Here is a 16,757-nt window from a genome sequence, read left to right on the forward strand (position 1 = left end):
TCCGCCCGGATGCCCACCCCCGCACCAGCCCGGCGCCCGGCGCCGCCCCGACGGCTCCTCGCCGCGGCCCTCGCGTGCCTCCTGCTGCCCGCGCTCGCCGCCTGCGGCGGCAGCGCCGAGCAGGCGGGCTCCGACGCCTCCGACGCCGACCCGGTGGTGATCGACGTGCGGATCACGGACGACTCGGTCGACCCCAGCGGCGAGCGGGTCGAGGTCGGGGCCGGCCAGACCGTCGTCCTCGCCATCGACGCGGACTCCGCGGGCTCGCTGCACGTCCACTCCTCCCCCGCCCAGGAGGTCGACTACCCCGCCGGCACCTCCGAGCAGCGGCTCGTCATCACCGTGCCCGGGCTGGTGGAGATCGAGTCCCACGCGCTCGACCAGGTGATCGTCCAGCTCGAGGTGCGGTGAGCACCCTGACCTCCCTCGCACCCCTGGCAGCCCTGGCTTCTCTCACCTCCCCCACCTCCGAGGCCGGCGTCGAGATCCAGGCGCACGGCATCGGCGGCGCGCAGGACCTGCCGGTCCCCGTCGGCCTGGCCGTCACCGGCGCGGTCGTGGCGCTCGTCGTCTCGTTCGTGGTGCTGGCGGTCGCGTGGCGCGAGCCGCGGTGGCGGCCCTCGAGGGTGGGGACGCCGGCCCCGCGGCCGTTCGCGGCTCTGGCCGCGTCACCGGCCCGCTGGTGGGTGCTGCGCGGGCTGGGCCTGCTGACGCTGGCGTGGGCCGCGCTCGCCGCCTTCGGCGGGCCGGACACGCTGGCCAACCCGCTCTTCGGGATGGTCTACGTCTGGTGGTGGGTCGGCGTGCCGCTCGCCTCGCTGGCGCTGGGGCCCGTCTGGCGCGCGGTGAGCCCGCTGCGCACGCTCGTCGAGGCGTTCTCCCGGCTGGCCGGCACCGACCCCGAGCGCGGCCTCGTCGACCTCCCCGCCTGGGTCGGCCGCTGGCCGGCCGCCCTCGGGCTGCTCTCCTTCGCCTTCCTCGAGCTCGTGCACCCCCACAGCACCGAGCTGGTGCCCGTGCGGCTGTGGTGCACCGGGTACGTCGTCGTCCTCGTGCTGGGCGGGGTGGTCGGCGGCACCCGCTTCCTGGCGTCCGCGGACCCGATGGAGGTCTTCTCCGACCTCCTCGCGCACCTCTCGCCGTGGCTGGTGCGCGACGGGCGCCTGCTCGTGGCCTCGCCGCTGGCGCACCTCACGACCCTGCCGACCGGCCCCGGGCTCGTCGCGGTGGTCGCGGTGCTGCTGGGCTCGACCGCCTACGACTCCTTCTCCGACTCCCCCACCTGGCTCGGCTTCACCCAGGGCAGCGCGCTCGTCACGTCCTGGTCGGCGGGCCCGGTGGTCGCCGACTCGGTGGCCCTCGTCGCCTTCTGCCTCGTCGTGGGCGCGGTGCTCGCCGCTGCCTCGATGCTCACCCCGGTGCCGGCGCGCACCCGCCGCCGCGACCTGCCCGTCCTGTTCGCGCCCACGATCGTGCCGGTGGTCGCCGGGTACCTGCTCGCCCACTACCTCACGTACTGGTGGATCGTCGGGCAGAGCACCCTCGTCCTCGTCTCCGACCCGCTCGGCGTCGGCGCGGACTGGCTCGGCACCGGCGGCCTCACCGTCAGCTACTGGCTGAGCTACCACCCGACGCTCGTCGCGGACGTCCAGGTCGTCGCCGTGGTCGGCGGCCACCTGCTCGGCGTGGTCGCCGCGCACGAGCGGGCCGTCGGGCTGCTGCCGCGCGCCCGGGCCGTCCGGGGCCAGGTGCCGATGCTGGTGGCCATGCTGGCGTTCACCGTCGGCGGGCTGACGCTGCTGCTCACGGCCTGAGGCACACGGCCGGGGCGGCTCAGCGGGCGCGGCGCCGCCCTGCGGCCGCGCGCGGGCGGCCCCGACGCAGGACCCCGGGGAGGACGCGGGGGCCCGCCCCCGGTACGGGCGCGGTCGGCGACCCGGCCGGCAGGACGTCGTCCGCGAGGACCGTGACGGCCCGGGTGAAGGCGCACTCCGGCTGCTCGGCCAGACCCCGCCCGGCGACGGCGGCGCGGTCCACCGCCTCGACGTCGGCGGGCAGGAGGTGGAGGGAGGCGTGCCGGCCGAACCCGCCCACGACGTCCGCGAGCTCCTCGCGCGACCACCCCAGGGACGGCCGCGCCCGGTTGAGCGCCACGTGCGGTCGGACGCCGGGCAGCAGCTCGGCCAGGTCGACCAGCCCGCGCGCCAGCCTGGCCAGGCCGACGGGGTCGGTGGTGCCGACGACGACCACCTCGTCGGCCGACTCCAGCGCGGCCAGCGTGGTGCCGTTGCGGCCGCCGCGACCCGCAAGCTCGGCGCCCGGGTCGTCCTCGAGGCTGAAGCCGGTGTCGACCACGACGTCTCCCGCGCCGGCGGCCGCGTCGAGGAGCTCCTCGAGCACCCCGGGCCGCACCTCGGCCCAGCGGTCGGGCCGCGGGAGGCCGGTGAGCACGGACAGCCCGCCACCGAGGTCGCGCGCGGCGCTCGGCCAGCGCCGCTGGAGCGTGCCGCCGGCGGCCAGCCGGGTCACCGCGAGCAGCCCCGAGACCTCGTCGAGGACGCCGAGCTGCTGGGCGAGCGAGCCGCCCCACGGGTCGGCGTCGACGAGCAGGGTCCGGCTGCCGCGGGCCGCGACCACCCCGGCGAGGGTCGCGGCGACGGTGCTGCGCCCGGGGGCGCCCGCCGGGCCCCACACGGCGACCACGCGGCCGCGCGCGCCGGCCGGCGTCGCGCCCGTGCCGTCGGCTCCCCAGCCGTCCCAGCCGCCCGCGTCCGGCACGCCACCAGCCGCGGGGCCGTTCGCCCGCCCCGGCGGCTCGTCCTCGACCAGCGCATCGGACACCAGCGCATCGGCGGCCAGCGCATCGGGCACCCCCTCGAGCGCCTGCTCCGGGACGAGCGCCCGCAGCCCGACGCGGGCGGCGCGCAGCCGCGCGACGTCCGGGGCGAGAGTGGAGGGCACGACGGCGACGACCCGGAGCCCGTGCCGCACCAGCACGGCGACGGCCGCGGCGTCGAGGCCGTGGGCGTCCAGCGGGAGCACCGCGGCGTCCGCCTGGCCGGAGACCGCCGAGGCGAGCAGGTCCTCCACGTCCATGCAGCGCTTGAGCACGACGAGGTCGGGGCGCTCGTCGAGGTCGGCGAGCAGCCGGTCCTCCCAGGCCGCGCCCGCCGCGGCCACCAGGACGACGCGGGGGCTCACGGGTGCACCGCCACGGAGACGACGGGGTCGGGGAAGGCCGAGCGCACGCGGTACCACTGCTCCGCCTCGTCCGCGTCGACCTCGAGCACGAGCCGACGCACCGTGCCGGACGTCGCGGACGCCGCGTCCCCGACCTCGACGACGAGCGCCTGGGCGAGCACCGGCTGCCCGGCCTCCCAGCCCGCGCGGGCGGCGCCGACGGGCAGCCCGCCCGGCCCGGGCAGCAGCTGGACGTCGACGACCGACCCGACGGCGACGCTGCCGGGCACCTGCTCGACCGGCACGGGGACGGCGAGGTCGACCACGTCGTCCGGCAGCCCCTCGCCCAGCGCCGAGCGGGGCAGGAGCTCGCCGGCGTCCACCTCGCGCAGCAGCACGGCGCCCTCGGGCACCGCGTCGGCGGCGGTGAGGTAGGCGCCGAGGTCGGCCTCGTCGGCGAAGTGCACCTGGGTGGCCACGAGGTCGGAGGCGTCCAGCGTGGTGCCCGCCGGGAGATCGGCACCCGCGGACCACACGGTGACGGTGTCGTCGGCCCCGGCCATCACCCGCGCGCCCAGCACCACGGACGCGGCGACGATCGCCACGCCGATCCAGAGGCGCGGGTCGCGCCACCCGGTCTGGCGCACCCGGGTCGCGGATGGCGTGCCGATCGGGCCCGCGGGCTCGGGCGCGGGGTGCTCACGGTCGTGCGTCAGGAGGGCCACGGCGCGCAGCCTTCCCCGCGATCGTCAGCCAACACCTGTCATCCACAGAGGGGCGCACCCTGGGAGGACGTTGTCCACAGACGGCCCGGCGGTGCGGGCGGCGGGGCCGCGCGGATGCCACCATGGGCCCATGCCCGCCAGCCCCCGCTTCCTCACCCTGGCCGACGTCGCCGAGGTGCTCAACACCTCCAGCGCGCAGGTCTACGCGCTGGTGCGGCGCGGCGAGCTGCCGGCGATCAAGATCGGCGGGCGGGGCCAGTGGCGCGTGGAGTCCGCGCAGCTCGAGCAGTTCATCCAACGGATGTACGACGAGACGCGGACGTTCGTCGACGAGCACCCGTTCGTCGAGGCCGAGCGGCCCGAGGTCTGACGGCCGCGGCTCAGCCGACCTGCCCGTCCAGCACCACGTCGGCGTCGTCCTCGACCCCGTCGCGCCGGTAGGTGAGCGTGATGGTGTCCCCGGGCTGGTGGGTGCGGATGGCGACGATGAGGGAGATGCCGTCGGTGACCCGCACGTCGTCGACGTGCGTGACGAGGTCGCCCGCCTCGAGGCCGGCGGCCTCCGCGGGGCTGCCGTCGCCCACCGTCTGCAGCCGGGCCCCGGCGCCGGTGGCGTTGTTGGTCTCCACCTCGGCGCCGATGACGGGGTAGCGCGCCTCGCCGGTCCGCAGGATCTCGTCCACGGTCACCCGGACCTGCTCGACGGGGATCGCGAACCCGACCCCGATGCTGCCCGAGGAGCCCGTGAGCGAGCCCCCGGCCGTGGCGATGGCGGAGTTCACGCCGACGACCTGGCCCAGCAGGTTGACCAGCGGCCCGCCGGAGTTGCCGGGGTTGATCGCCGCGTCCGTCTGCACCGCGTTGATGTAGGACGACGCGTCCGTCCCGCCGCCGACGGTGACCGGGCGGCCCAGGGCCGAGACGATGCCGGACGTCACGGTGCTGCTCAGCCCCAGCGGCGAGCCGATCGCCACGACGGTCTCCCCCACCTGCAGCGCCGCCGAGGCGCCGAGGCTGGCCGGGGTGAGCTGCCCGGCGATGTCCGGCACGCGCAGCACCGCGAGGTCGTAGACGGCGCTGCGCCCGACGAGCTCGGCCGGGTAGCGCTCGCCCTCGGAGTCGACCACGACGATCCGGCCGGCGTCGACGGAGTCGGCGACCACGTGGTTGTTGGTGACGACGTGCCCCTCCTCGTCCAGGACGAACCCGGAGCCGGTGCCGCCCGAGCCCTCGCCGTCCGTGGCGACGATCTGCACCGTCGAGCCGAGCAGCGCTGCGGCCACCGCGGCCACGCTGCCGTCCTCCGCCTTCACCGGCGCGGCGGTGACGACGTCGACGCTGGGCAGGCCGCCGCCGGTCCCGCGCACGAGGGACGCACCGAGCACCCCGCCCACGAGGCCGACCGCCAGCGCCACGACCACCGTGGTGGCCCAGGTGCCGACCGACGGGCCGCGGCGGGGCGACCGGTCGGCGGCGGGAGCGTCCGTGGGCGGCTCGCCCGCGGGCACCGGCTGGCCGTAGAGGTTCGGCGGGACCGGGTGCGACGCACCGGCGGCGTCCCCCGGCCCGTACGGCGCCGGCCGCGCGGAGAGCGGCGGCGCCGGCTGGTGGGAGGGCGGCACCCAGGAGGGGCGGCCGTCCACAGGAGGCGTCGCGGGGTGGGGCGTGTCAGGGCCGGGCTGCTCGTCGCTCACGGCCGCCATCATGGCGGATCGGGCGGTCAGCCGTCGTCGTCGCTGACCTCGACCGGCGGGGTCGTGACGCGGCGGGTCCCGCGCAGGGCGGGCACCGCGGCCGACGACGAGGCGGAGGAGGACGGCCCCGAGGTCGCCGCCGACGCGGCGGGCGTGGGGACGGCGGAGGACGTCTGGCTCACCGGCTGCGTGATCGAGGACGCCGGGACGGGCGCCGCGCCGCCGAAGCCGATGGTGGCGGCGGCGAACCCGAAGACCGCGGCACCGGCGGCACCGCCGACGCCCGCGGCGATCCCGACGTGCTTCCAGGGGCGCGGCGGCCGGGTGGTCATCGCCAGCAGCATGTCGCCGGAGGGGTGGCCGGCCAGGCCGTGCCCGCGCTCGGCGTCCGGGCCCCCCTTGAGCAGGCCCTTGAGGGAGTCGGGGGCGCCGCCCTGGCAGCCGCTGCGCGTGGAGAGCCCGGAGAGCCGGTCCTTGACCCAGCCCTCACGCTCGACGAGGTCACGGCAGCCGTGGCAGCCCTGCACGTGGGCCCACCACCGCTCGGCCTCGGCCGGGGGCAGCTGCCCGTCGAGCAGGGCGCCGGCGCGGTTGCCCAGGTGGCCGCCGATCACGAGCCGACCCGCAGGACCGGCTGCTTGCCGGTGAGGGGTGCGGCGAGCGAGGCGGTGACGGGGCCCAGGCGGGGGCCGGAGTAGCGCAGGCGGCCGGCGCGCGGGGCGCGGTGGGCCAGCGCGGAGCGCAGCATGGAGCGGCCGCGGTGGATGCGGGAGCGCACGGTGCCGAGCTTGGCGCCGAGGATCTCCGCGATCTCCTCGTAGGTGAGGCCCTCGACGTCGCAGAGGACGACGGCGGCGCGGAAGTCCGGCGGCAGGGTCGCGAGGGCGGCCTCGACGTCGTCGTCGAACTGCTGGTCGGCGAAGGCGGCGTCGGGCGCGGGCGCGCTGCTGGTGAGGCGGTCGGCCCGCTCGTCGGAGAGCGCGTCGAAGCGGATGCGCTGCTTGCGGCGGGCGCCGTCGAGGAAGAGGTTGGTGGTGATGCGGTGCAGCCAGCCCTCGAACGTGCCGGGGGTGTAGGTGTCCAGCGAGCGGAAGACGCGGACGAACACCTCCTGCGTGAGGTCCTCGGCATCGGGGCGGTTGCCCGTGAGCCGGTACGCCAGCCGGTAGACGCGGTCGGAGTGCTGCTCGACGATCTCGTCCCAGCTGGGCACGGCGGAGTCCTGCGCTCGGTCGACGTCCTGCACCTGCTCGGTGCCGGTCGCGGTCTCGACGCTCATCGTGCTCCTCGGTGCCGGTCCCGGGGCGGGTGGTCCGCCCCGTCTCGGGGGCCACGCTAGGAGGGCGTCCTGAGAGGATCCTGTGCTGATCCTCGTAGGTGTCGTCCCCGGCATCCTGCGCGGTTCGTTCAAGGGTGCCAACGCCGGAGGGCCCGGGGAAGTTCCCGTCGGTATAGGTTTGACTCACCTGTCGGGACGCCTCAGCGGCCCCACAGCCCTCCCGCTCACCTCCCTGCCTCCCAGGAGCCCGCCATCAGCACGCCCGCCGCCCAGGCCTTCACCGAGCAGTTCGTCGCCGAGGACGAGGTCCTCGCCGCCGCCCGGTCGCGCGCCGAGGAGATGGGCGTGCGGTCTGTCGGCCCCGGCACGGGCGCCGCCCTGCGCTTCGTCGCGGCCGCGCTGGACTCCCGCGCCGTCGTCGAGATCGGCACCGGCACCGGCGTCTCGGGCCTGTGGCTGCTGCGGGGCATGCGCCCGGACGGCGTCCTCACCACCGTGGACATCGAGGCCGAGCACCAGCGCCAGGCCCGCCTGGGCTTCACGGACGCCGGGGTGCCGGCCCAGCGGGCCCGCACCATCGCCGGCGCCGCGCTCGAGGTCCTCCCCCGACTCACCGACAGCCACTACGACCTCGTGCTGTGCGACGCCGACCCGCACGAGTCCGACGCCTACCTCGACGAGGCGCTGCGCCTGCTGCGCCCCGGCGGCGTGGTGATCCTGGTCGACGCCCTCGCCGGCGGCCGCGTGCCCGACCCGGCGCAGCGCGACACCCTCACCACCACGCTGCGCGACCTCGGTCAGCGCGTGCGCGAGGACGAGCGGCTCCTGCCGCTCCTGCTGCCGGTGGGCGACGGCCTGCTGTGCGCGCGGCTCCAGCCGTGACCAGCCAGTCGTGATCAGTCGGCCCTGAACACCTAGGGCCGCTCGACCGACGCCGCGGCCTCGAAGCCGTCCCAGCCCTCGGCGACCGCAAGGACGAGGCACGCCTCGACGACCTCGGGCGGCCGGCCGACGAGGCGCGAGCCGGGCGAGTCAGCCGCCCGGGCCTCGAGGTCGGTCTGGAACGCGGCACGGGCCGCGTCATCCACGAACACGAGGTCGGCCTCGAACCAGGCGCCGGGCCGCAGCCGCCAGGTGGCGTGCCGCAGCCCGGCCATGCCGGTGAACCGGGCGTGCGAGCTGCCCGCCACGAGGGCGGCCAGGTCGCGCGCGGTGGCGTCGGGGTCGTCGAGGCCGGCCAGGGACCAGCGGACCGTCAGCCCGTTCATGCCCGGCCGACCACCGCGTCAGGCGCCGACGCCGGCGAGCGGGTCGTCCGAGCCCAGCCAGGTGAGGAGCGTGCGGGCGCCCCAGCCGGTGGGCCCGGTGGTCCACTCGTGGTTCTCCGAGGGCGAGTCGCCCACCGACGCGATGTCGAGGTGGGCCCACGGCAGGCCGCCGGTGAACGGCTGGAGGAACAGCGCCGCGGTGATGGCGCCCGGCCCCCCGCCGGCGTTGTCGGCGTCGGCCACGGTCGAGCGGAGCTTGTCCACGTAGGTGTCGCCCAGCGGCATCCGCCACAGGGGCTCGCCCGCGGACGCGGCGGCGCCCTGGACGAGGTCGGCCAGCGCGTCGTCCGAGGCGAAGAAGCCGCCGGTGCGCAGGCCGAGCGCGAGCTTCATGGCACCCGTCAGCGTGGCGACGTCGAGCATCGCGGCCGGGCGGATCTTCTCGACGGCGTACGCGAGCGCGTCCGCCATGACGAGGCGACCTTCGGCGTCGGTGTTGGTGACCTCGGTGGTGCGGCCGCCGTAGTGGCTCAGCACGTCGCCGGGGCGCATGCTCGCGCCGCCGACGGCGTTCTCGGCCGCGGCGATGAGCCCGACGACCTTGACCGGGCAGCCGACCGCCTCGAGGGCGGCCATCGTGGCGAGCACGACGGCGCCGCCGGTCATGTCGCGCTTCATCGCGACCATGCCCTCGCCGGGCTTGATGGAGAGACCGCCGGAGTCGAACGTGATGCCCTTGCCGACGAGGACGACGGTGGGGGTGCGCCGGGTGGCACCCGGGGGCGCGTAGTCGAGCCGGATCATCCGCGGCGGGGTGGCGGAGCCCTGCCCGACGCCGATGATGCCGCCGAAGCCCTCGGCGGCGAGGCGGTGCTCGTCCCAGACCTCGCAGTCGAGGCCCGCGGCCTCGGCGACGGCCTCGGCCTGCGCGGCCAGCCAGGCGGGGTTCTTGAGGTTGGAGGGGACGGTCGCGAGGAAGCGCGCCGTCCAGCCGGCGTCCGCGAGCGCGAGCGCCCGGTCGAGGGCGGGCTGCCGCTCGGCGGCGCACTCGGCCAGGACGACCTTCGGCGGGGGCGCGAACGGGGCGGCCCCGGAGCGCCAGGTGAACGCGAAGGACGCCAGCACGAGGCCGACCGTGACGGCCTGGAGGCCCTCGTCGTCGACGGCGGCGGCCAGGGTGGTCGCGACGGGGCCGCCGTCGCGGGTGACGCGGGCCAGGGTGGCGGCCGCGCGGCGGGCGGCCGTGGGGCTGCCGTCGCCCATGCCGACGAGCAGCACGCGCCGCAGGGCCGGCTGGGCGGTCGAGCCGCCGGGCACGGGCACGCGGACGACCTCGCCGACCGCGCCGGTGGCCCGCTCGGCCTCGAGCACGCCGAGCAGGTCGAGCCCGAGGGCGTCGGCGACCGCCTCGGCACCGGGGCCGAGCAGCGGGACGGGCTTCTCGCCGTCCGCGGCGTCCTCGTCGGCCTGGTTGGTGGTGGGCGGGACCCCCGGGAAGACCGGGAGGGCGATCACCTCGGCGTCGTCCACGCCCAGCACGGAGGCCGGGGCGAGGACGACGACCGGAGGCGTCACCTGGGTGGGGAGCTCAGGGACCTCAGGAATCATGCAGAGGACGCGTCAGCCGACGACGTTCTTCAGGGCCTCGCCCAGGGCGCCGGCCTCGTCCGCGTTCAGCTCCACGACGAGTCGGCCACCACCCTCGAGCGGGACGCGCATCACGATGCCTCGTCCCTCCTTGGTGACCTCCAGCGGACCGTCGCCCGTCCGCGGCTTCATCGCCGCCATCTCCGCACCTCTTCCTCATCGCGCTGATCGAGTGCTCGGCCGGGGTCTCCCGGCCTACGGCAGCCTCGCCGCCGAGCCATTATCCCCTATGCGCCGCCCGAGCGGGCACGCCCCGCACAGGAGCGGCGCGTCGGGGCTTCCTGGCAGGGGCCGCCCGCAGGGGCCTCAGGCCGTCGCGTCGGTGGCGTCGCTGCCCCACTCCAGGCCCCCGTAGGAGCCGCCGAAGATCTTCAGGACGCGCCGGGCGACCTTCGTCGCGAGGAACCGGTGGTTCGGCGCGTCGCCGTACTCGGCGGTGAGCGCCGCGCCGTCGAAGCGGTGGTTGTACCAGGAGGTCATGGTCCCGTGGCACACGCCGCCGCAGTTGAACGTCTTGCGGGGCAGCTTCAGCACGCGCGCCACCCGCTTGGCGTAGGCGGGCTTCTTGGTGTCGGTGTCGACGCCGTAGAGGGGCTGGTGGAAGGAGAGGAGCCGCTGCGGCTGCACCTTCTTCAGGAACGCCATCACGGCCTTGGTCTCGGGCTCGCTGGCCGGGCCGCTGCCGGACTCGTAGTTGCCGTCCAGGTCCGTCCAGCGGTACGGCCAGTTGCGGTTGAGGTCGACCCCGTGGGCGTTCTTGCGGGTGCCGGCGGCCAGCCCGTCGGGGTTGTAGACGGGGATGACCCACAGGTCGACCCCGACGACCGGGTCGCCCGTCACCAGCGACCGAAGGATCACCCGGGTGTCGTCCTCGTTGCCGTGCATCGTCGAGATCACGACGACCTTCGGGACGCCGGCGCGGGCCGGTTCGCCCAGGTGGTACGCCATGATCGCCCGGCCCTGGACGGACTCACCGATCTTGCGTCGGGCCACCACCGCCGGGTTCTTCTTCCCGCGGGCGGCGGTGTCGGCCGAGTCAGCGGCCGAGGCCGTCCCGCCGCCGAGCGGCGCCAGCAGGGCGAGCCCCGTGACCAGCACGGTCACGAGGGTCATGAACGGGGTCATGGGCTGGCTGATGGGCTGGCTGATGGGCTGGGCGGGGGTGCGGCGTGCTCCGAGCAGCATCGGTCCTCCAGGTCTCTTCGCGGCCGGTCCGAGCCGCGGCCCGGGGCCGCCGGCGAGGTCTCAGACCAGGGCCAGAGCGTAGGTCACCGTGAGGGCACCGGAGGCGAGGAGCACGCCGACGTGCCCGAAGATCGCCAGGGCCCTGCCCTCGGTGCGGCGCTCGGCCCGGCGTCCGCCCGACCTCCGGGTGGCCCCGACGCGACGCTTGCGGGACAGGAGCATGAGCCCCGCGAGGCTGGTGAACCAGAAGCAGCCGACGGCCACGATCCCGACCAGGTCTCGGTAGGGAAGCGTGTCGGCCGAGAGCAGCACGAACGCGAGCCAGAGCACCACGCCGAGCAGCCCCAGCACCGTGTGTACGAGCAGCCACCAGGTGGCGGCACTGCGGCCCCGCAGGCGGAGACGGGTCACCAGCACCACCAGCGCGATGAACGCGGTGAGGACGACGACGGCGAGCAGGAGCACGCCGAGAGTGTGCCCTATCCCCCCTGAAGGGGTGAGGTCGGGGAGTCGCCCTCCGGGTGCGCGTCCGGGTGGCCCTGCGCGTCGACGGGCTCCTCGACGGGCTCCTCAGCGGGCGCCTCGGCGGGCTCCTCGGCAGGCTCCACGACGGGCTCCGCAGGCGCGGCGGCGGCCAGAGCTGCCACGGCGTCGTCCCGCTCCTGCGCGAGGCGGTCGAGGACGGCGTCCACCTCGCTCATCCGGTAGCCCCGGAAGGCGAGGGTGAACCGCACGCGGCGCAGGTCGTCGCCGGTGATCTCACCGGTGGGGAGGACGGCGTCGGGGCGGTCGTCGAAGGCCGGCGCGAGCGGCGCGCCCTTGCCGGCGGCGAGCAGGGCCACGCCACCCATGGCGAGCACGGCCAGGGCCGCCAGGAACCACATCATCGGCGCATCACGACCCTCGGGCCTCCAGCATCATCGAGACGGCGAGCTCGACGTCGTCGGTCACCGTCATCATCTCCACGTCGGACGCGGAGATCTTGCCCGACGTCAGCACGGTCTCCTTCAGCCAGTCCACCAGGCCGCCCCAGAACTGTGTCCCGAGCAGCACGATCGGGAAGCGGGTGACCTTGCCGGTCTGGGCGAGGGTGAGGGCCTCGAACAGCTCGTCGAGCGTCCCCAGGCCACCGGGGAGCACGACGAAGCCCTGCGCGTACTTGAGGAACATCGTCTTGCGCACGAAGAAGTAGCGGAAGTTGACGCCGTGGTCGACGTACTCGTTCATCCCGGTCTCCCACGGCAGCTCGATGCCGAGGCCGACGCTGAGGCCGCCCGCGTCGCTGGCGCCGCGGTTGGCGGCCTCCATCGCGCCGGGACCGCCGCCGGTGAGCACCGTGAAGCCCTCCTCCGCGAGGCGCCGGCCCACCTCGAGACCGGCCGCGTAGGAGGGGTCGCTCTCCGGCGTCCTGGCGGACCCGAAGACGGCGATGGTGGGCCCGAGGTCGGCGAGCTGGCCGAAGCCCTCGACGAACTCCGCCTGGATCTTCAGCACGCGCCACAGGTCGGTGTGGGTGTCGAGCTGGGACGCGGCCAGCAGCCGCTGGTCGGTGGTGCCGGGGGTGCGCGCCTGCGCGCGGTGCTGGGCGCGGGCCGAGGAGAGCGGTGCGGGACGCCGGCGCGGGGCCGGGCCGTCGGGGCCGCTGAGCTGGTCACTCACCGGTCAGCCACCCCCGCAGCGCGTCCTCGCAGCGGCGCAGGTGCTCGACGGGCACGTGCTCGTCGGCCTTGTGCGCGAAGAGCGGGTCGCCGGGGCCGTAGTTGACGGCCGGGATGCCGAGGCCGGTGAAGCGGGCGACGTCCGTCCAGCCGAACTTCGGTGCCACCTCGCCGCCGATGGCCTCGACGAAGGCGCGGGCGGCGGGCCGGTCCAGGCCCGGGAGGGCCCCGGGGGCGAGGTCGGTGAGCGTCACCTCGTAGCCGTCGAAGAACTCGCGCACGAACGCCTCCGCCTCCTGCGTGGAGCGGTCCGGGGCGAAGCGGTAGTTGACGGTGACGACGCACTCGTCGGGGACGACGTTGCCGGCCACTCCCCCGCTGACCCGCACCGCGTTGAGGCCCTCGTGGTACTCGAGGCCGTCGATGACGGGCTTGCGCGGCGTGTAGGCGACGAGGCGGGCGAGGACGTCAGCGGCGCCGTGGATGGCGTTGACGCCCTTCCAGGAGCGGGCCGAGTGCGCCCGCTCGCCGCGGGTGCGGACCTCGACGCGCAGCGTGCCCTGGCAGCCGGCCTCGACGGAGGCGTTGGAGGGCTCCATGAGGATCGCGAAGTCGGCGGCCAGCAGCTCGGGCCGGGCCTCGACGAGCTTGCGCAGGCCGTTGTGCTCGGCCTCGATCTCCTCGGCCTCGTACAGCACGTAGGTGACGTCGCGGACCGGCTCGGCGATCGTGGCCGCCATCTTGAGCAGGACGGCGTCGCCGCCCTTCATGTCGCACGACCCGAGGCCGTGCAGGATGCCGGCCTCCTCGTCGAGGCGGCCGGGGAAGTTCCCGTTGACCGGCACCGTGTCGAGGTGGCCGGCGATGACCACCCGCTCGCCGCGGCCCAGCTCGGTGCGGGCCAGGACGTTGTGGCCGATGCGGGTGACCTCGAGGTGCGGCACCGCACGCAGCGCCGCCTCGACGGCGTCCGCGATGCGCCCCTCGTCGCGGCTGACGGACTCGATGTCCACCAGCGCTTGAGTGAGGGCCACGATGTCGCCGGTGAGGTCCAGCGCGGGGGCGTCCGGGACGGCGGGGGCCGCCGTCGGTGTCGGGGTGCCGATCATGGGCTCAGTCAACCAGCCTCGGGCTCGGGTCACTCGTGCGGTGCGGCGTGGCGCCGCTTCGAAAGGACGACGGTCTGCGCGGCGGAGGCCGTGCAGACCGGTCGGGGGCTGACGTCGCTGATCGTCGTGGTTGGCAGGTGAACCCGGACAAGTGCGTCTACTCTGCGACAAGCGGTCCGGACCATTCTCATGCAGCGGCAAGAGAGAATGGCCCGGACCGCGTCCGTGTCCCTGCCCCGTGGAGCAGAGGGGGAGGCGGGACTCCTCCCGGACGTGGCCCGCCCGCGCGTAGCGGACGGGCCACGGTCATGGGTGCGACGTGGCTGTCGCGGTGAGCCGGCCGGCGGGAGGGATCGGGCCCCTCCCGCCGGACCGGCTCAGCTCACCCGGCGTTGGCCTCGTCGAGAGCGGCCTGGGCGGCGTCGAGGTCGGCCTGGGCCGACTCGAGCGTCGCGGTGGCGTTCTTCACGACGATGCGGGCGGCGACCAGCTTCTTGAAGGCGATCTTGCGCTGGCTGATCGCGTTCTCGAGCAGGTTCTCCTTGCGCTGCAGCACGCGGCGAGCCCGGCGGATCTTCATCTTGTTGCCGGTCTTCTTGGCCTTGGCGAGCTTGTGCTCAGCGGTCGTGACCGCTGCCTTCTGGCGCTTCACCTTGGCCACGGCCTCCTGGAACGTCACCTTGGCGACGTCACGCTCGGCCTTCGCGGCCTCGAGGTCGTTCTCCGCAACCGTCACGGCGGCCTGAGCGTCGGCCACGGCCTGCTCGAGCTCCGCGATGTTGACGACGTCGGTGACCGAAGCGGTCGCCGTGTCCATCGACTCGGTGAGGCCGACCGCGTCGTCGGTGGTGCTGCTGGCGAGCTCACGGTCCGCCGCGGCGCCGAACTGGTTGCTGTTGCCCAGGTCGTCACCGGTGACGGACATGCCCACCATCGAGGAACTCGTGGCGTCGCTGTCGATCTTCACCCGGATCGAGACGTTGCCGTCGGCGTCGGTCTCGTCGGAGTCGGTGACGTACTCGGCAGCGCCGGTCACGATCGGGTTGAGGTCGGTCTCCTCGAAGCCCTCGATCGGGTTGCCGAACGCGTCCGTCACCGTCGCGGTGAAGGTCGCGTAGTCGCCGGCCTCGGCCTTGGCCGGGGCGGTGAGGGTGACGTTGCGGGCCACGTCCTCGTCACCGGCGGACTTGATGGTCACCACGGCGGTCTTGGTGACCCCGGCGGAGGTGACGGTGACGGTGGCCGTGCCGACCTTGGTCCCGACAATGGTGAAGCTGTCACCCATCGAACCCGACTGCTCCGAGGCACCGTCCGAGAGCGAGGTGTCACCGGACTTCAGCACCAGGGCGTCGCCGTCCACGGACACGGTCACCGGCGAGCCGGAGGTACCACCCGACATGGCCAGAGCGATGGACTCGGCACCGTAGGTGCCGTTGATCTCAGCGTCCGCGAGCGGGTAGGCGAAGACCGTGGCCGGGTCGTACGTCGGGGTGCTCGGGTCCGTGCCGTTGACGGTGAGCGAGAAGTCCTCACCGTTGCCGTCCGCGGTGTAGACGATGGTGGCCACGTTCGGGAAGTCCGCGATGGACGAGCCGAGCATGCCGGCGTACACGTGGAACGACAGGTTGTCGGTCACGTGGCTCGCCGCGGTCGCCTTGGTGTCGGCCAGTGAGAACGTCACCTGCCCGGCGGCGTTCACGGCCATCCGCGACGTGACCGCGCCCGTGTTGGCACCACCGGTGCGCTCGGCGGTGACGTACACGCCGGTGACCGGGTCACCGAACTGGTCGAGGACCGTCACGGTCGGGGAGACGGTCCCGCCGTAGGCCGAGATGTAGGTGGTGGCATTCGCCTCCGCCTCGGTGACCGCGACGTCCTCGAAGGTGACGGTGGTGCTGATGCCGGCACCGTCAAGGTCGATCGTGCTGCCGTCGTCGATCGAGGCCGCGTCCGGGGTGATGGTGATGGTCCCCATGCCGTTGGCGTCGAGCGTCGTCACGTACGTCTTGGTCTGCGCGCCACCGAAGGTGACGTCGTTCAGACCGCCGTCGGCGGTCAGACTCACCGTCTTGCCGGCATTGGCGGGCGACTTGATGGCCAGCTGGATCGAGGTCTGGTCCGAGCGCACGAGGACGCCGCCACCGGGACCGGTGAAGGTGCCGTCGCCGTAGCCGTCCCAGTTGTCAGCGCCCGTGACGAAGTCGACCATGCTCTCGTCGATGCCGGACGCAGCCGCCAGCACGTTGAGCAGGGCCGTGTCCGACACGTCGGTGTCGAGGTAGGCGGTCTCGGCCGTCAGCGTGTGGGACCCGGAGGTGAGGCTCTTCGCCTGGAACGTCGCGGTGCCGACGGGCATGTCGTCTGCGACGAAGGTGTCCTCCGAAAGAACGACGTTCACGTCGGACGAGATGTCCAGCTCCTCGGGGGTCAGTGACCCGTCGTCGTCGAGCTGCGTCACGCGACCGCTCGAGTCCTTGAGGGTGACCGTGTAGTCGTCGGTGTAGGTCCCCGCCGGAGCGGTCTGGGTGTCCGGGGAGATGACGACGCTGGCCGGCACACCGGAGGTGGTGCCCGACACGACCATGCGCGCCTCGTTGGCCTGGACACCGGCCGTGCCCTCGTCCTCGTAGATGGCGAAGCTGTAGCTAGCGCCGTCAGCAGAGGTGGTCACCGGGACGAACACGTAGCCCGTCTTGGTAGCGGGGTCCACGGTGACGGCGCCCGGGGTACCGATGGTCTGGGTGGGGGTGTCGGCGTCGGAGGTCAGGTCACTGCCGATCACCATGAAGGTGCCGTCCGTGACGTCGCCCGTGTACTTGAACGAGATCTTCGCGCCGACGGAGCCGCCGTTACGGACGGGGCCGGCCGACGTGAACGTCAGAGAGTCGCCGGAGGCCGCCGAGGCGGGGGAAGCGATGAACGGGACGCCCGCCACCGCGAGGGCGGAGATCGCGGAAACCGCGAGACCCCGCTTGATGCCGCTGCTGTTCATGGAATGAGAACCCTTCTGAA

Annotated in this window: 18 protein-coding genes; 4 read left to right on the forward strand and 14 right to left on the reverse strand. The window is 74.5% G+C overall.

Annotation, left to right across the window (positions count from 1 at the left end; genetic code table 11):
* Nucleotides 1-9: 9 nt before the first annotated feature.
* Nucleotides 10-411: a hypothetical protein gene (locus E8D37_RS10610; protein WP_136569751.1), complete on the forward strand. Its 402-nt coding sequence runs from the start codon at nucleotides 10-12 to the stop codon at nucleotides 409-411.
* Nucleotides 408-1,814, forward strand: coding sequence for a hypothetical protein (locus E8D37_RS10615; RefSeq protein ID WP_240770344.1), 1,407 nt, complete (start codon nucleotides 408-410; stop codon nucleotides 1,812-1,814). The genes E8D37_RS10610 and E8D37_RS10615 overlap by 4 nt, the downstream gene beginning before the upstream one ends.
* Before the next feature lie 19 nt (nucleotides 1,815-1,833).
* On the opposite strand, the gene E8D37_RS10620 is transcribed toward E8D37_RS10615, so the two are convergent.
* A complete protein-coding gene (locus E8D37_RS10620; protein ID WP_136569752.1) occupies nucleotides 1,834-3,201 on the reverse strand; it encodes a hypothetical protein in 1,368 nt (455 codons plus the stop codon).
* On the reverse strand, nucleotides 3,198-3,905 hold the full coding sequence (locus tag E8D37_RS10625) for a hypothetical protein (RefSeq protein ID WP_136569753.1): 708 nt from the start codon (nucleotides 3,903-3,905) through the stop codon (nucleotides 3,198-3,200). Before E8D37_RS10625 ends, E8D37_RS10620 begins: the two co-directional genes overlap by 4 nt.
* Before the next feature lie 130 nt (nucleotides 3,906-4,035).
* Here E8D37_RS10625 and E8D37_RS10630 point away from each other — a divergent pair, with 130 nt between their 5' ends.
* A complete protein-coding gene (locus E8D37_RS10630) occupies nucleotides 4,036-4,275 on the forward strand; it encodes a helix-turn-helix domain-containing protein (protein WP_136569754.1) in 240 nt (79 codons plus the stop codon).
* A 10-nt stretch (nucleotides 4,276-4,285) separates the two neighbouring features.
* Here the strand turns inward: E8D37_RS10630 and E8D37_RS10635 are convergent, their stop codons facing one another.
* From E8D37_RS10635 to sigE, 3 genes are read right to left on the reverse strand one after another with little or no spacing between them, the layout of a single operon-like run.
* On the reverse strand, nucleotides 4,286-5,599 hold the full coding sequence (locus E8D37_RS10635; RefSeq protein ID WP_168929716.1) for a trypsin-like peptidase domain-containing protein: 1,314 nt from the start codon (nucleotides 5,597-5,599) through the stop codon (nucleotides 4,286-4,288).
* 26 nt (nucleotides 5,600-5,625) lie between these two features.
* On the reverse strand, nucleotides 5,626-6,213 hold the full coding sequence (locus E8D37_RS10640) for a hypothetical protein (RefSeq protein WP_136569756.1): 588 nt from the start codon (nucleotides 6,211-6,213) through the stop codon (nucleotides 5,626-5,628).
* Nucleotides 6,210-6,878, reverse strand: coding sequence for an RNA polymerase sigma factor SigE (sigE, locus tag E8D37_RS10645; protein WP_136569757.1), 669 nt, complete (start codon nucleotides 6,876-6,878; stop codon nucleotides 6,210-6,212). Before sigE ends, E8D37_RS10640 begins: the two co-directional genes overlap by 4 nt.
* Before the next feature lie 339 nt (nucleotides 6,879-7,217).
* Here sigE and E8D37_RS10650 point away from each other — a divergent pair, with 339 nt between their 5' ends.
* On the forward strand, nucleotides 7,218-7,760 hold the full coding sequence (locus E8D37_RS10650; protein ID WP_136569758.1) for an O-methyltransferase: 543 nt from the start codon (nucleotides 7,218-7,220) through the stop codon (nucleotides 7,758-7,760).
* A 32-nt stretch (nucleotides 7,761-7,792) separates the two neighbouring features.
* Here the strand turns inward: E8D37_RS10650 and E8D37_RS10655 are convergent, their stop codons facing one another.
* The 9 genes from E8D37_RS10655 to E8D37_RS10695 all read right to left on the reverse strand — a co-directional run bounded on the left by E8D37_RS10655 (nucleotide 7,793) and on the right by E8D37_RS10695 (nucleotide 16,737).
* Nucleotides 7,793-8,146: a hypothetical protein gene (locus E8D37_RS10655; protein ID WP_136569759.1), complete on the reverse strand. Its 354-nt coding sequence runs from the start codon at nucleotides 8,144-8,146 to the stop codon at nucleotides 7,793-7,795.
* An 18-nt stretch (nucleotides 8,147-8,164) separates the two neighbouring features.
* Complete coding sequence (locus tag E8D37_RS10660) at nucleotides 8,165-9,754, reverse strand: leucyl aminopeptidase family protein (protein WP_136569760.1); 1,590 nt, start codon at nucleotides 9,752-9,754, stop codon at nucleotides 8,165-8,167.
* Nucleotides 9,755-9,766: 12 nt separating this feature from the next.
* Nucleotides 9,767-9,934, reverse strand: coding sequence for a DUF3117 domain-containing protein (locus E8D37_RS10665; protein WP_136569761.1), 168 nt, complete (start codon nucleotides 9,932-9,934; stop codon nucleotides 9,767-9,769).
* Nucleotides 9,935-10,099: 165 nt separating this feature from the next.
* Nucleotides 10,100-10,978, reverse strand: coding sequence for a M14 family zinc carboxypeptidase (locus E8D37_RS10670; RefSeq protein ID WP_136569762.1), 879 nt, complete (start codon nucleotides 10,976-10,978; stop codon nucleotides 10,100-10,102).
* A 60-nt stretch (nucleotides 10,979-11,038) separates the two neighbouring features.
* Nucleotides 11,039-11,443, reverse strand: coding sequence for a hypothetical protein (locus E8D37_RS10675; RefSeq protein ID WP_136569763.1), 405 nt, complete (start codon nucleotides 11,441-11,443; stop codon nucleotides 11,039-11,041).
* A 14-nt stretch (nucleotides 11,444-11,457) separates the two neighbouring features.
* On the reverse strand, nucleotides 11,458-11,865 hold the full coding sequence (locus E8D37_RS20105) for a DivIVA domain-containing protein (RefSeq protein WP_240770345.1): 408 nt from the start codon (nucleotides 11,863-11,865) through the stop codon (nucleotides 11,458-11,460).
* A 7-nt stretch (nucleotides 11,866-11,872) separates the two neighbouring features.
* Nucleotides 11,873-12,517: a TIGR00730 family Rossman fold protein gene (locus E8D37_RS10685; protein WP_240770382.1), complete on the reverse strand. Its 645-nt coding sequence runs from the start codon at nucleotides 12,515-12,517 to the stop codon at nucleotides 11,873-11,875.
* A gap of 112 nt (nucleotides 12,518-12,629) precedes the next feature.
* Nucleotides 12,630-13,745, reverse strand: coding sequence for a succinyl-diaminopimelate desuccinylase (dapE, locus tag E8D37_RS10690; RefSeq protein ID WP_136569765.1), 1,116 nt, complete (start codon nucleotides 13,743-13,745; stop codon nucleotides 12,630-12,632).
* A 382-nt stretch (nucleotides 13,746-14,127) separates the two neighbouring features.
* Nucleotides 14,128-16,737 (reverse strand): DUF1090 domain-containing protein, encoded by a 2,610-nt coding sequence (locus tag E8D37_RS10695; RefSeq protein ID WP_136569766.1) that lies wholly within the window; start codon nucleotides 16,735-16,737, stop codon nucleotides 14,128-14,130.
* Nucleotides 16,738-16,757: the final 20 nt, after the last annotated feature.

Origin of the sequence: Nocardioides sp. GY 10127, assembly GCF_004919085.1 — a bacterium.
Classification (GTDB): Bacteria; Actinomycetota; Actinomycetes; order Propionibacteriales; family Nocardioidaceae; genus Nocardioides.